Source organism: Deltaproteobacteria bacterium, assembly GCA_016178705.1.
In the GTDB taxonomy this organism is placed as follows: Bacteria; Desulfobacterota; Binatia; order HRBIN30; family JACQVA1; genus JACOST01.
Map to the genome: position 1 here is coordinate 1 of JACOST010000018.1, position 13,418 is coordinate 13,418.

The following is a 13,418-nucleotide window of genomic DNA, read 5'->3' on the forward strand; positions in this document are numbered from 1 at the left end:
CCTCGGGTCGCTGCACTACCTTGGTCATGGGAGCCTCCCTTCTTGGTGCAACAATCTTGCGGCCACGTTTGGCGTGTCCCGCGTGCACAAGGTGAGGCTCCCATCTTTCTCAGCTCACTCCAACCGAACACATGGTAACTCGGCGCCTGTGCGTGAGAAGTTTTCTGTTACCCCTTCACGGTCACGGCCGATAGAGGCCGCGCCCGGTCACCAGCGGCAGATCGAGTGCCGAGAGTAATCCCGGCGCGGCTTGGCAGACGGCGGGGATGGCGTTGACGATGCGCGTCGCCGTGAGCACCACACCGCCGACGGCGTGGTCGCCGTGCTCGTCTTCGAATTCGAGTTCGCAGCTCATCTTCGGATTGCCGGTGATCATCACGCGGTAACTGCCGTTGCCGCGCGGCCACTCCGGGCACAGCTCGTCATCGAGCCGGGTGACGTGCTCGACCACGATCGCCGCTTTCCCGGCGATCATGCCGCGCACCTCGAAGCGCAACGCCGCCATGGTGCCAACCTCGACGGTGCGCCCGAGAATGCGGATCGGTCTTACCGCCGGGCGCTTCTCGTACCACGACGTAACGTCATCGAGCGTCACGCCGAGTCCATCTGCAAGCAACCGAACCGTCCCGCCCCAGGCGAACTCAAGTGTGCCTGGCGTCAGCAGCAGCGGCGTGTCGTCGAGCGGTTTGCCGAATCCCATCGTGTCGAAGATCACCGTCGGCTGGTTGTAGGTCGCGTAGTTGATGATCTCGAGCACGCGCACTTCCTGCCAGGGTCCGCACAATCCCGTGAGCGTAAGCGGCAGCAGATCGTTCGCGAAGCCCGGATCGATTCCCGATGTGAAGAACGACGTGCCGCCGATGCGGCAGGCCTCCGCTAATTTGTCGCGCACTTCTGCGATGAACGACTTCGGATGCACGAGCGGCACCATCGAACTCGACACGACGTTCTTGCCGGCGGCGAGGATGCGGCACATGTCCTCGATCGCTTCGAACGGGCGCAGATCGGCGGTCGCGGTGTAACAGACACAGTCGGCGTCGAGCGCGAGCAGCGCGTCGGCATCGGTGGTGGCGCGCACGCCCACCGATTTGCGGCCGCACAATTCGCCGGCGTCTTTACCCGCCTTCGCGTCGCTGCTCACCCACACACCGGCGAGTTCCAGCTCCGGATGGTCGACGATGCAACGCAACGAGAACGCCCCCACGTTGCCGGTCCCCCACTGAATCACACGATACGCCATGACGCTCCGCTCCGATCTCCGGCGCGCGCCGGGCCGCCACCTATGGCGGAGGGCGACGGGAGGGTCAAGCAATCGCGATCATGGGGGGGGCGCCCTGTGCTAGCTACAATGGGCCGCAAGTGACCCGGTTTGAATTGGCGAGTGATCTACTTTGACAACGCTAGCAAGGTTTCGGGGGCATTCCGCTCTGATAGGGCTCCGCATTCAGCCGAAGCTTGCAGTGCAAACATCGACGCGCGAATCCATTGTGATACCAACGCGTCGCGAAGAAGGGTTTCCCGCATCTAGGACAACGACTGAGGCTGACGATGGTGCCACCGACAGCGAACATCATAAACCACGAGACTACAGTGGTTGTGGAGATCCAGCCTGGTCCCGCGGTTGAGAAGACCACGTACCCCACGGGCATATAGGTCAGGAAAACGCCCCATGTAAATCGTTGCCTCTTCTTGATCCGCGCAAGCCCTGCACGAATTATATGGGGATCATCACTGCCGCGATCACTCGTCGAAAGGAACCGCCACCAAAGCAGATTCGCTAGAGCAGCGATCGCCACAAGTCCCACTAACCACAAATCAGGAATGTGCATCGCGCTGCTCGTAATCGCGGCCTACCACGGCGGCTTGAGCTAGGGCAAGGCTCACCTCCGCGGTAACAGCGGCCTCCCGCTCCAGATCACGCGCAGAACAGGCGCTCACAACCCCGTGGGCATTTCGAACGGCCAGTTCGAGGCGATGGGGCCGCCGTCGACTTCGAAGATCTTACCGGTCACCCAGCTCGCGACCGGCGACGCCAGGTAGGGCACCGCGCAGGCGATGTCTTCCGGCGTGCCGAGGCGCGCCATCGCGGGCGCGTGTCTGAACTCACACTGTGCCGCGAAATTTCGGCAGCTCAGGATGGCGCTGGCGAAATGATTCGTACAAATACGCATCGCTGTAGTCGCGCATCTCGCAGATGTGGTCGTCGCGGAACTTGATGACGACGCAGGTGCGTTGATCGATGGCGTCGTCCGGCGCGTGCTTCAACCAACTGCGTTCGCGGATCTCGACGATCACTCGCTCGTCCGCCTCGTACCAATCGCGCCACACTTCGTCGTAGCCCCAATCGGCCGCGCCGAGACCGAATTCGCGGTTGGCAAACGCCCGCAGCACCGCTTCGCGTCCACGCCACTCGCCCCCGATTGGCGGTGCACCCGCAACCCAATAGACGATGTCGTCGGTGAAAAGCCGACCGACTTCATCCATCCGCCCGGCGAACAAGGCACGCTCGTACGCCTTCGCAATGGTCATACGCTCGCTCATGACGACACCTCCGGCGGCGGGGCGAGGCGATGCGCCTTGCGACCGCTGCGCTCCATTGGTTTGTCCAACTCGGCACGGTGGTGGTCGAGGACCCGCCAGTGGTCGAGCGCCCGGGTGACGAGTTGAGCGGACGCCTCGCGGAGCGCGACACTCGCACGCACCTTCCGGACATTCTGCTCCATGTCCTCCGCGTCCCAGCCGCGCGAATGCGCGATGAAGGGAAACGGTGGCACCGCGAAGCCCAGTTCGCCCCAGAACGTCAGCAGTTGGCCGGCCACGCCCTGCACGTTGTCCTGCCCGCCGGTGATGATGAAGGCCGCGACCTTGTGTTTGATCAGCACGCGATTGTGGGTCGTGATCTGATTCTGGACGCAGTTCAGGCGCTCGGCCATCTTGTAGTACAGCGACGACAGGTTGCCCCAGCGAATCGGCGTGGCAACCAGAAGGACGTCGGCCCAGTGGACTAAGCCTTCGTACACCGGTGTGAGCCGATCGTCGGGATCGCGCTCGGTGATCGCGCACGGCCACGTACACGCACGCGCCGCCTTCGAGTAATTGCCCTCGCAATGACGGAACTGTAGATCGCGCAGTTGGATGAGCTGCGTATCGGCGCCGAGCGCTTCCTTCGCGTGCGTGAGTGCGTGCTGCAGGAGCGCATCCGACGTCGAGAAGCGCGGATTGCCGGCATCCATCGCCGTCGTCGAAATCCCGAGCACGCGCGGCGGTGCCCCAGGCGCCTTCGAATGTTCCTCGAGCAAGTGGAGCGGCTTGTGTTTGACCAGCTTGCGAGGCATGCGCGGCGGCGTCGCCACGTAGACACCGTCGGGGCGTTCTTCGACCGCGAATGCCGGCACCTGCTCCTCATCGTAGCCGGCGGGTCCCTTTCCGGTAATGACGCTGTACTCCCATCCGTGCCACGGACACATGACGAACTCGTCGCGCAGACGTCCTTCGCACAGCGGACCACCTTTGTGATTGCAGGAACTACCGATGGCGCGAAACGCGTTCTGATAGAAGAAGAGCGCGATGCCATGGCGGTCCAGTTTGACCGCGCACGGCACGCGCGCGAGCAACTCCGTTTTCGTTCCGAGCCGATGCCACGTCGTCATCCGCCCTCCGCTTCTGCCCATCGAACGAGCCCAACGGCTCGCGTGGCTCACAGGCCCGTGGGCATCTTGAACGGCCAGTTCGAGGCGATGGTGCCGCCATCGACTTCGAAGATCTTGCCGGTCACCCAGCTCGCTGCCGGCGACGCGAGGTACAGCACCGCGCAGGCGATGTCTTCCGGCGTGCCGAGGCGCGCCATCGGCGTCATCGCCACCATTTGATCGCGCAGGCCTTCGGCGGCGGCGAGAAACGGCGACAGCGCATCGGTCTCGGTGGCGCCGACGGCGAGCGCGTTGACGCGGATCTTCGGCGCGAACTCATGCGCCAGCAGGCGCGTCATGTGCGACAGCGCCGCCTTCGCGGTGCCATACGCCACGAAGCCGATCTCGACCAGGTGCGACAAGCCGCTGGAGATATTGATCACCGACCCTTCGTGTTTCGCCAGATGCGGCGCGGCGAGCCGCGTGAGCAGGAACGAGGTGGTCACGTTGAAGTGAAACGCCGCTTCGAAGTCGCGCGTGCTGAGATCGAGTGCGGCGGTCGGCGCGGTGCCGCCGGCGTTGTTGACAACGATGTCGATGCGACCGAACTCTTCGACGGTGCGCGCCACGACGCGTTCGATCTGCCGCTCATCGTTGACGTCGCACGGTACCGCCAGCGCGCGTACGCCGCGACTGCGAACTTCGTCCGCAACTCGTTCAAGTCGATCGGGCGTGCGCGCCGCGCAGACGACGTGCGCCCCGGCGTCGGCGAAAGCCAGCGCACTGCCGCGCCCAATGCCGGCGCTGGCGCCGGTGACGATGGCCACCTTGTTGTCGAGCCGAAAACGATCGAGGATCATTTGTCACTTCCCTTCCAATTGATGCTGAACCCTATCACGGTGCTCTTACCGTTGCGCGCCGCGGGGATCGAGCCGATCGCGTAAGTAGTCTCCGAGAAAATTGAACGACATGATGGTCACGAAGATAAAGAGTCCGGGAACCAGAATCCACGGGTACTTGGTCAGGTTCTGCACGTTCTGCGCTTCGGCCAACAAGTTGCCCCAGCTCGCGCCCGGTTCCTGAATGCCGAGGCCGAGCAGCGACAGCGCGCTTTCGCCGAGAATGAACCCCGGGATCGCGAGCGTGGCGGCCACGATGGTGTAGCCGAAGGTGCCCGGTATCAGATGGCGCGTGACGATGCGCCAGCGCGTCGCGCCCAGCGCGCGCGCGGCGATCACGTACTCGCCCTCGCGCAACGACGACACCATGCCGCGAATGATGCGCGCGAACCCGGCCCAACTGATCAGGCTCATGATCGCGATGATCAACATGAAGCGCATCGCCGGCGCGATCCATCCCGGAATCACCGCCGCCAGCGCCAGCAGAAAGTAGAACGACGGCAGCGACATCTCGATCTCGACCAAGCGCATGGTGAGGTTGTCGATCCAGCCGCCGAGGTAGCCGACGAAACTGCCGACCAGCGTCCCCAACGTGAAACTGATCGCCACACCGACGAGGCCGACGGTGAGACTGACGCGCCCACCGTTGACGATGCGGGAGAACAAATCGCGCCCGAGTCCATCAGTGCCCAACAAGAAAAACTTTGGCCCGTCAGCCGGAGTCGTGAACAAATGCCCCTCGTGAAACAGCAGCACCGGCACCCGCTCGTCCGTCAGCGCCGCGTAGCGGCGCGTCGTCGGGCTTTCGAGCTGGTAGGCGTAGGTGTAGAAGACCGACTCCGACCAGCGCGACGGCGGATTGAGTCGCCACAGCGACGGCGGGCAGTGCGGGAAGGGGCGGAACTGCTCGGTGTAGTCGTACGGCGCGACAAACGGCGCGGCGGCGGCGGCGAGATACAAGACCGCCAGGATGCCGGCGCTGAGCGAAACGGTCAGACCCGGTCCGCGCTTCATCGATCGGCCTCCAGCCGCGTGAAGTCGATACGCGGATCGACCAGCGTCAGCGCCACGTCCGCAAACAGGTTGCCGATCAACAGCAGCAGCGACCCGATCAGCACCGACGCCATCACAAGATAGATGTCCAGCGAACGCACCGCGTCGAGCATCAACGTGCCGAGCCCTTGCAGGTTCATCACCGCTTCGACCAGCGCCGCGCCACCGAGCAGGCTGCCCAGCTCGTAGCCGGCCAAGGTAATGAACGGGTTGAGGGCATTGCGCAGGATGTGCTTCAACACCACGACGCGTTCGGGCAAGCCCTTGGCGCGCGCGGTCAGTAAGAATTCGGCGCGCTTCATCTCGATGATGTTGGCGCGCATCAGCCGCATCAGACTCGCCATCCCGCTGGTGCCCAAGACTATGACCGGCAAGATCAGATGGTGCGCGCGATCGAGCAGCCGACCGCCAACGCCGAGGCTGTCGTAGTCGATCGAGGTGCTACCGCCAACCGGGAACCACCCGGTTTGCAGCGCGGCGTACATCAGCAGGAACGCGAGAAAGAAATTCGGCACCGACATGCCGAAGAAAGCGACGAACGACAGCACACGGTCGGTGAACGAGTCCGGGCGCAGCGCGACCAGAATGCCGATCGGGATCGCCAGGCTCCAGGTGAACACCATACTCGCGACCGACAGGATCACGGTGTTGAACACGCGCATGCCGATCAGCTCGGCGACGTTGACGCGATAGGCCAGCGACATCCCGAGATCGAAGTGCAGCGCGCGCCACAGCCACTTGAAGTAGCGGGTCAGCAGCGGCTCGCCGTAACCGAACTGCCGTTGCAGCTCGGCGATGGTTTCGGGACGGATTGATGGGTTCATCTTCAGCGTGCTGAAGAAGTCCCCGGGCGCGAGGTTGATGACGAAGAACGAGAGGAAGGTGATCCCCAACAGCAGCGGGACCATGTGCGCCAACCGGCGCAGCAGATACGGTCCCATCATTCCGCGATACGAATCCGCTCGGGGCGGTAGACGCCCCACACATACGGCTCGTAGTTCTGCACGTAGTTCTTGACCGCGACGAACATGCGCTGGCGCACGGTTTGAATCATCGGCAGCTCGATGTGTAAGATCTCCTGAATCTTCCAGTACACGCGCCGGCGCTTTTCGATGTCCAACTCGCGCGATCCCTCCTCCACCAAGGTATCTATCGTCTTCTCCCAGTCGGTGGCCGGCGTCGTTTGATTCGGGTTCCACATGTGCAGGTTGCCGCTCGAGCGCAGCATGTTGGCGCCATTGTGCGGCTCTATGCCACCGGTGAAGCCGATCAGGATGGCGTCCCAATCGAAGGTGGTGTCGATCTTCTCCACCAACGCGGGAAAATCCAGCGGCCGATAGTTCACCTTCATCCCCAGTTTCGTCCAGTCTTCCTTGAGGATGGCCGACATCTGCTCGCGCAGTTGATTGCCCGAGTTGGTGTAGAGCGAAAACTCGATGGCATTGCCGTCGCGATCTCTGAGCACGCCGTCCTTGAGGGCATAGCCGCCTTCGGCTAGGACGCGGCGCGCCTCGTCGAGGTTGTAGCTGTAGTCGGCGAGGTTCGGATTGTGGAACAGTTTGTTTTCGGGCGAGATGTCGGCCACTGCGGGCACGCCGTAGCCACTGAAGCAGTTGACCGTCATCGACTGCTTGTCGATGGCGTGCGCCAGCCCTTGGAGAAAGTGTTTGTCGGTAAACCACGTCAGCTGCGGATCGCGCTTGCCCTCGCGCTCGTAGTGCTTGGGACTGCGATTGAAGACCACAAACTGCGTCCCGGTATCGATACCGATCTCACGCACAGTGATGTTGAGCTGCTGGCTGTCGCGCTGCAGATCGGCAATCTCTTCGGGGCGCGGCTGGTGGATGTCGGTCTGACCGGCGCGGAACTTGAGGAAGAGCGTGTCCTGATTCGGCACGATGAGCAGCGTCTGCTCTTCGAGGTACGGCAGCGGCTGGCCGCTGTCGTCGCGCTTCCAGTAGTCCGGGTTGCGCTTGAACCGGACGTACTGCGCGGGGACGTACTGCGCCATGCGATACGGCCCGGTGCCGATCAGCTTTTCCGGCGGCGTGTCGATACCCCACTGCTGCGCGAACGTGCCGTTGGCCAGCGATTCACCGAGAATGTGCTCGGGAACGATCTCGGTGCTGATCGAGTTCAGCAGCGGAGCGAACGGACGCGGGAGTTGAAAGCGCACGGTGAAGTCGTCGATCGCCTCGACTTTGATCGGCTTGCCGTCGATGGTGAGCACATGCTTGGTGCTGTTAGGCACGCGATCGTCGAAGATCGCCTTGTATGTGAACGCCACGTCGCGCGCGGTAAACGGCTTGCCGTCGTGCCAGCGCACATCTTTGCGCAGGTAGAACGTACACACGGTGCCGTCGGCGTTGTACTCCCAGCGTTCGGCGAGCTGCGGCTCGGTCTCGGTGGTCTTGGGGTTCATGCGAACCAATGCCTCGAAGAGATCGCCAAGGGCCATCCCGGATGCACTGTCGGTCACTAAGATGGGATTGAATGTCTTCGGGTCGCTGATCGTGGCGGTGGTGAGTTGTTGTCCGCGCTTGCTGGCCGTCACCGGCGCCGGGGTGCTGGTCGGAGTGCTGGGGTCCGACGCGCAACCCCACGCCAGCCACGCGGCGAAACCGAATGCGGCGCCGCGTCGGGCGATCATGACTCCGCCTCCGCCCCGTCATCGAGCGCGACTTCCCGCGTACCCGCCGGGGTCGCGAGCGTGAACAGCGCGGCATCGATGGCAGGGTTCACCTCGACCTCCTGCAGTTCGAGGGTGAGTCGCTGCTGTTGCGGTGGCAGGGCGATCACAATGGTGGTCGGGACATCCGCTGGAGCTGCGAAGGCGCTGAACTCGGCGCGCCAGCGCACCTGTGCATCCGCATCGTGCGTTTCGATCGCCACCGCGCGCAACGCCCGGTCGAACGCAATCACATGGGCACCCGCGTCAGTGGCGCTTGATAGCTGGATCGTGTCCGACGTGGGATCGAACGACACTGCATCGTTGCGCCCATCACCCACAGGCGGCGTGCCGAGCAACACATCGACCGCGTCGGCGACACTGAGGTCGACGCGCGCATAGCGTTGCAGATTCGCGCGCGAGGCGCGGCCGCGATACACCGTCGCCTCGCTGCGCACGTAGGCCGCGAGTGCGCCGTTGTCCGCCGTCAGCACGAACACGGTGCCGAGCGGCGACAGCACTTCGATGCGCAAACGCTCGGGGCGCTGCACCAGCACGACTTGGCGAGCACGGCGATGTTCATCGGGGCCGTCGTAAACGAAGTGGGCGAGCGCACGCAGGCTGACGCGGGCAGCGCGTTGCTGCTCCAAGCGTGTCACCAATTCGGCTGCGCTCGGCAGCGGCGGTGCGATCGCAGGAGCCGGAGGCCGCAGCGTCGCGCAGCCGCTCACGAGCAGCAGCGCGACCGTCATGAGCGCCGGTCGCCTGACCGTCGCGTTGACCATGGCCGCCCCGATGGCGGAGATCACGAGCCCCTCTCGCCCCCGCTGTTGGTGCCTTGGAGGATGTTGATCTTTTCGCGCAGGCGCGGTTGATCGGCGGCCTTGGCGCGTCCCAACGCGTCGCGATACAAGCGCAGCGCCTCCGCGGGGCGCCCAGCCTTTCCATACGCGTCGGCGAGATGTTCCAGGATGGTGGGATCGTCACCCGAGCGTTCGACCGCGCGTTCCAATTGTTCGATCGCCGCGTCATAGTTGCCGCGCTGATAGAACACCCAGCCGAGGCTATCGAGGTAGAAGCCGTCTTCGGGATCGATGGCCAACGCGCGACGGATCAAGCTCTCCGCCTCGTCGAGGTTGGTACCCGTTTCGGCGTACGTGTAGCCGAGGTAGTTGAGCGCGGAGGCGTTCTGCGGATTGATCTCGATTGCCTTGCGCATCTCGACGACGGCCTGCTCCTTGTTACCGGCCTCGTCGTAGAGCGCGCCGAGCGTGAAGCAGTACTTGTCGTTGTCCGGGCTGTTGGCGACGAGTTGCTCCAGCAATTGAATCGCGTCGGCCAACGCGCCCTTCTCGCGGTACAGCGCGGCGAGATAGTTGAGGACTTCGGCATTGTCGGGCTTGGCGTTGATGGCGCGCTTGGTTTCAGCGATCGCGTCGTCGACGCGGCCCGTCTGCTGCCGGATGTAGGCGATGTGGACACGGGCGTCGGGATAGAATTCGCTGCTGGCGGGAATACGCTCGAACTCATCGACCGCGCGATCGTAGACCTTCATCTCGCTGTACACCGACGCCAGATAGTAGCGTACCCGGTCGTTGCTGGGGTCGGCGGCGAGCACCAGGGTGAACTCCGTGGCGGCGCGTTCGTAGTCATTCTTTTCGAAGAAGATCAGGCCGATTTTGACACGCGTCTCCTGCGGGTTGTCTTCGATTTTTTCCAGCTCCTGGAACTGCGACAGCGCTTCCTCGAGCCGCTTCTGGCCGACGTAGACGCCGCCGAGCCGTTTGCGCGCGGCCTTGCTCATCGGATTCGTACTCAGCGCCCGCTGATAGTACTCGATGGCCTTCTCAGGCTGCTTTTGCGCTTCGTACAATAGCCCGAGGTCGATGAGGACGAGTTCCGACTGGGGATTCAACCGCATGGCCTCGCGCAACGCCTTCTCGGCCTGGTCGAATTGGTGGTCGGCGGCGTACACGCGCCCCAGGTAGTAGTAGCCGAGGAACGAATCAGGATTCGTTTTCGTCAGGCGGCGCAACACCTCGATGGCGCGGTTGTACTGTTGCAACTGGCCGTAGAGCGCCCCGAGCAGCAGCTGCGCCTCTTGGTGGTCGGGTTCGAGCGTGAGCACGGTCTCGTACTCAGTGGCGGCCTCTTGATCGTGGCCGAGCGACGACTGGATGCCGGCGAGCAGCAGCCGCGCGTCGACGTTTTGCGGATCGATGTCGACCACGGCGCGGCACTGTTCGAGCGCCTCGTTCAACATGCCACTGCGGACGTAGAGGGTCGCCAACCGCACTCGTAACATGGCGGAGTTGGGATCGTCGGCCACCGCCTGCTCGTACTCCTTCAACGCCCGATCTTGATCGCCTTGGTTCGCGGCGATCTCGGCCTTGAGAAAGTGCCCCATCGCCGCGGCTTCGGGCGGCGGAGCTTGGGGCGCCAACACCTCGGCTTGCAGCTCCGGCGACCAACTGGGGGACGACACGTGACGAATTGGTGAGCGCATCGACGCGCAGCCGACAAGCGCCCCGGCCGCGCCCGCTACCACGCTCACACGCATGACTGACGAAGGAAATCGTTGCAGCATCACCTTGAACGCGTAGCATAATGGCTAGAGTCGCGCTATCGAGTCCGGCGCCATCGCAAGGCGTTTGTGCCGCGCGCTGAATTCTGGTTCATGAGCGACGCGTGCGCAGCAAATCAGTCGCGATCCGAGCCCTCGCATGAGTCCCGCCGCCGCTACTTCGCCAGCGAGCCATCGCCTGGTGTGGGCAGTCGTGCTGACCGGCGTGCTGGCTGGCGCCCTGCTGTGGCGCTTGCCGGTGGCCGCCCCCGAGTGGCGCTTCACCCTGTGCGAGAACGACTCGCTCTATCAACTCCACCGGATACAGGATTGTCTGCGCCAGTATCCGCACGTCCCGTCCATCGACCGTTTCTCGCACTATCCGCATGGCTATCGCGTTCACTGGCTGGCGTTGCACTCGCTGTTCTATGCGACCGTTGCCAAGCTCGCCGGCGTTGGCGCCGAGCAGCGCGACGCGCTGATCGCGCTGCTGTCGTGGATTCCACCGCTGTTCGGGCTGCTGGCGGTTGCGCTCGCGGTGGCCATCGCTCGCGGCTTCACTGACAGCGTCTGGTGCCTCGCACTGGTCGGCGTCTTGTGCGCGTTCAGCGCCGACGTGTGCCGGCCGTTTTTCTTCGGCACCATCGACCATCATCTCTTCGCTCACGTCGGCACTCTGCTACTGGTGTGGGGTCGGCTCCGCCGACACGCGCTCGGCTGGCTCCTCGGACTGTTGGCGCTCATCGGCATGACGCCGGAAGCGATTCTCTACGTGTCGCTGCTTCTCGGCTGTGTGTTCGCGTCCGAATTGACGGGCATCGCAAGCAACAGCGATCCCGAACCGCGCGCGGGATGGTTCTGGTTTCTGTCGCCAAGCGCGGTGGCGATCATGGTCGTCGTCGCGCAGCGCGGGCTCGAAACCGATCCGCTACCCCTCGCCGATCTCAGCTGGACGTACCCGACGCTGTTCCAACCCCTGTGGTTGGCGACGCTCGGGGTCAGCATGAGCAGCGCGCTGAACGGATTCGAGCGCGTCGTGCGCATGCGGCACAGCCTCGGCCGTGTCAGTCTCGGCACCGCCGCCGCGCTGGCGCTGGTCGCGCTGCCAGCCGTCGCGGTGCTGTACTGGACGGGCACACTCGCGACGATCGTCGGCCGAATGATGATCAGCAACCGCATCTTCGTCGGCGAAGAGGCGCCGGTATTTCAGGCAGGCTTCTGGGGCGCGCCGGCGTGGTACCGTCTGCTCGCGTTCTCGGGGCTGTTCATCTGCGCAAAATTGTGGGCAGGCGCGCGCGCCCACGCGAGCACCGACTATTGGTTCCGCTGGATCGTGCTGGCAGCCGCACTACTGTTCGGCTTCAAAGAGTTTCGTCACCTCTACATCCTCAGCTCACTGCAGGTAATCGGGCTGGCCGTCGCGGCATTCGAAACCGTCCGCGCACTGCGGCGGCTGCCGCTCTTCTCAAGTCGCGTGACTCGCTGGCTGCCCGCCGGCGTGATGGCGCTGACGATCGGGCCGATCTTCTACACCGGCGACCTTGCCGATCGCGTCGCGATTCACGGCGACGCGTGCGCGCGCATGCCGGTGATTGCCGAGCTGACGGATTGGCTGCGCGCGCACACGCCCGACCCAGCGCCAATCGGTGACGGCACGCCGAGCTACGGCGTGTTCAGTCCATGGTCGATCGGCCACCAGCTCCGCGTACTCGCGGACCGGCCGGTGATTGTCGATCCGTTCAATTTCGAAATCGCGCCGGGGACCGAGCAGACGCTCGATCGCGTCTGGCAGTCGCGCGGTGCCGACGAGTTCACCGACGCGTTACGCGCGCAGCCGGCCCGCTATCTCGTGCTGATGAATCCGGCCGAAGAGATCGTCGGCACGCTGCGCCGCAGCGGCGTCCGGTCCGATCGATTCGTCACCTTCGACGCCAGCGGTGCGCCGGTGTTTCGGCCGGCGATGAATCAGTTCGCCGCCTTCCGCTTGTTCATGACGAGCGGATGGTCCGGCGAGTTCGGCCAGCTCCAGCCGCGCTTCTTCAGCCGCGATGCCGAGATCTACACCGCCGGCGGCGACGGCGGGGAGCAACGTCGGGTCGCCATTCCAAAGGGGCAGATCTACGAACTGAAACCCGGCGCAACGCTCACCGGCAACCTCCCTACCGAAGTGCAGACCATCACGGCGAGCTACGTCGTACGCACGGCCGATGCGCCACCGGCCGAAGTGCGCATTCCGCTCAGCGTGAACCGTGACGGCCGGTTCGAGTTTCACACCGCGTTGCCCGCGCCGGTTGAAGAGGACAGCTTTCGCGTCGACGGCGGCTATCGCTTCACTGCCGGCGAACGTATCGTGGTGGTAGCGGTGACGCAGGCGATGGTCGACACACACGCTGCTGTCTCCGTCGAGTGGTGACGCAGCGGTCGATTGCCCAGCAGTCCGTTTGAAAACCCGCATGCTTCGAGACTCGCCTGTCGGCGCTCCTCAGCATGAGCGGTGCTTCCCTTGTGCGACAACATTTTCCCGCTCACCCCGGAGTCGCAGCGCCGTCTCGAAGCCTGTCCTGAGCCCCGTCGAAGGGGGCGCCGCACTCGTGAAACTGGCTACC

Annotated in this window: 11 protein-coding genes; 1 reads left to right on the forward strand and 10 read right to left on the reverse strand. The window is 64.1% G+C overall.

The features are described from left to right. Positions 1–181 precede the first annotated feature (181 nt). The 10 genes from HYR72_13435 to HYR72_13480 all read right to left on the reverse strand — a co-directional run bounded on the left by HYR72_13435 (position 182) and on the right by HYR72_13480 (position 10,755). On the reverse strand, positions 182–1,240 hold the full coding sequence (locus HYR72_13435) for a diacylglycerol kinase (protein ID MBI1815976.1): 1,059 nt from the start codon (positions 1,238–1,240) through the stop codon (positions 182–184). A 694-nt stretch (positions 1,241–1,934) separates the two neighbouring features. Beyond that, positions 1,935–2,171: an SDR family oxidoreductase gene (locus tag HYR72_13440; protein MBI1815977.1), complete on the reverse strand. Its 237-nt coding sequence runs from the start codon at positions 2,169–2,171 to the stop codon at positions 1,935–1,937. Beyond that, on the reverse strand, positions 2,104–2,541 hold the full coding sequence (locus HYR72_13445; GenBank protein MBI1815978.1) for a nuclear transport factor 2 family protein: 438 nt from the start codon (positions 2,539–2,541) through the stop codon (positions 2,104–2,106). Before HYR72_13445 ends, HYR72_13440 begins: the two co-directional genes overlap by 68 nt. Further along, positions 2,538–3,650, reverse strand: a complete 1,113-nt coding sequence (locus tag HYR72_13450; GenBank protein MBI1815979.1) for an NAD(P)H-dependent oxidoreductase — start codon at positions 3,648–3,650, stop codon at positions 2,538–2,540. The genes HYR72_13445 and HYR72_13450 overlap by 4 nt, the downstream gene beginning before the upstream one ends. A gap of 47 nt (positions 3,651–3,697) precedes the next feature. Next, positions 3,698–4,489, reverse strand: coding sequence for a glucose 1-dehydrogenase (locus HYR72_13455; GenBank protein ID MBI1815980.1), 792 nt, complete (start codon positions 4,487–4,489; stop codon positions 3,698–3,700). A gap of 45 nt (positions 4,490–4,534) precedes the next feature. Beyond that, positions 4,535–5,542, reverse strand: a complete 1,008-nt coding sequence (locus HYR72_13460; GenBank protein MBI1815981.1) for an ABC transporter permease — start codon at positions 5,540–5,542, stop codon at positions 4,535–4,537. After that, entirely contained in the window at positions 5,539–6,522 is a 984-nt protein-coding gene (locus HYR72_13465; GenBank protein ID MBI1815982.1) for an ABC transporter permease, read from the reverse strand. The genes HYR72_13460 and HYR72_13465 overlap by 4 nt, the downstream gene beginning before the upstream one ends. After that, complete coding sequence (locus HYR72_13470) at positions 6,522–8,231, reverse strand: ABC transporter substrate-binding protein (GenBank protein MBI1815983.1); 1,710 nt, start codon at positions 8,229–8,231, stop codon at positions 6,522–6,524. Before HYR72_13470 ends, HYR72_13465 begins: the two co-directional genes overlap by 1 nt. Beyond that, positions 8,228–9,058 (reverse strand): hypothetical protein, encoded by an 831-nt coding sequence (locus HYR72_13475; GenBank protein ID MBI1815984.1) that lies wholly within the window; start codon positions 9,056–9,058, stop codon positions 8,228–8,230. The genes HYR72_13470 and HYR72_13475 overlap by 4 nt, the downstream gene beginning before the upstream one ends. Continuing rightward, positions 9,055–10,755, reverse strand: a complete 1,701-nt coding sequence (locus HYR72_13480) for a tetratricopeptide repeat protein (protein MBI1815985.1) — start codon at positions 10,753–10,755, stop codon at positions 9,055–9,057. Before HYR72_13480 ends, HYR72_13475 begins: the two co-directional genes overlap by 4 nt. A gap of 217 nt (positions 10,756–10,972) precedes the next feature. Between HYR72_13480 and HYR72_13485 the strand changes: the two genes are divergently transcribed. Beyond that, the gene (locus HYR72_13485; GenBank protein MBI1815986.1) at positions 10,973–13,225 is read left to right on the forward strand and encodes a hypothetical protein; all 2,253 of its coding nucleotides are present in this window, start codon (positions 10,973–10,975) and stop codon (positions 13,223–13,225) included. Positions 13,226–13,418 lie beyond the last annotated feature (193 nt).

What these genes read in the sequence shown, in the direction of transcription:
- HYR72_13435 (MBI1815976.1), bottom strand. Translation starts at nt 1,240, where the DNA reads ATGGCGTATCGTGTGATTCAGTGGGGGACCGGCAACGTGGGGGCGTTC.
- HYR72_13440 (MBI1815977.1), bottom strand. Translation starts at nt 2,171, where the DNA reads ATGCGTATTTGTACGAATCATTTCGCCAGCGCCATCCTGAGCTGCCGA.
- HYR72_13445 (MBI1815978.1), bottom strand. Translation starts at nt 2,541, where the DNA reads ATGAGCGAGCGTATGACCATTGCGAAGGCGTACGAGCGTGCCTTGTTC.
- HYR72_13450 (MBI1815979.1), bottom strand. Translation starts at nt 3,650, where the DNA reads ATGACGACGTGGCATCGGCTCGGAACGAAAACGGAGTTGCTCGCGCGC.
- HYR72_13455 (MBI1815980.1), bottom strand. Translation starts at nt 4,489, where the DNA reads ATGATCCTCGATCGTTTTCGGCTCGACAACAAGGTGGCCATCGTCACC.
- HYR72_13460 (MBI1815981.1), bottom strand. Translation starts at nt 5,542, where the DNA reads ATGAAGCGCGGACCGGGTCTGACCGTTTCGCTCAGCGCCGGCATCCTG.
- HYR72_13465 (MBI1815982.1), bottom strand. Translation starts at nt 6,522, where the DNA reads ATGGGACCGTATCTGCTGCGCCGGTTGGCGCACATGGTCCCGCTGCTG.
- HYR72_13470 (MBI1815983.1), bottom strand. Translation starts at nt 8,231, where the DNA reads ATGATCGCCCGACGCGGCGCCGCATTCGGTTTCGCCGCGTGGCTGGCG.
- HYR72_13480 (MBI1815985.1), bottom strand. Translation starts at nt 10,755, where the DNA reads ATGCGCTCACCAATTCGTCACGTGTCGTCCCCCAGTTGGTCGCCGGAG.
- HYR72_13485 (MBI1815986.1), top strand. Translation starts at nt 10,973, where the DNA reads ATGAGTCCCGCCGCCGCTACTTCGCCAGCGAGCCATCGCCTGGTGTGG.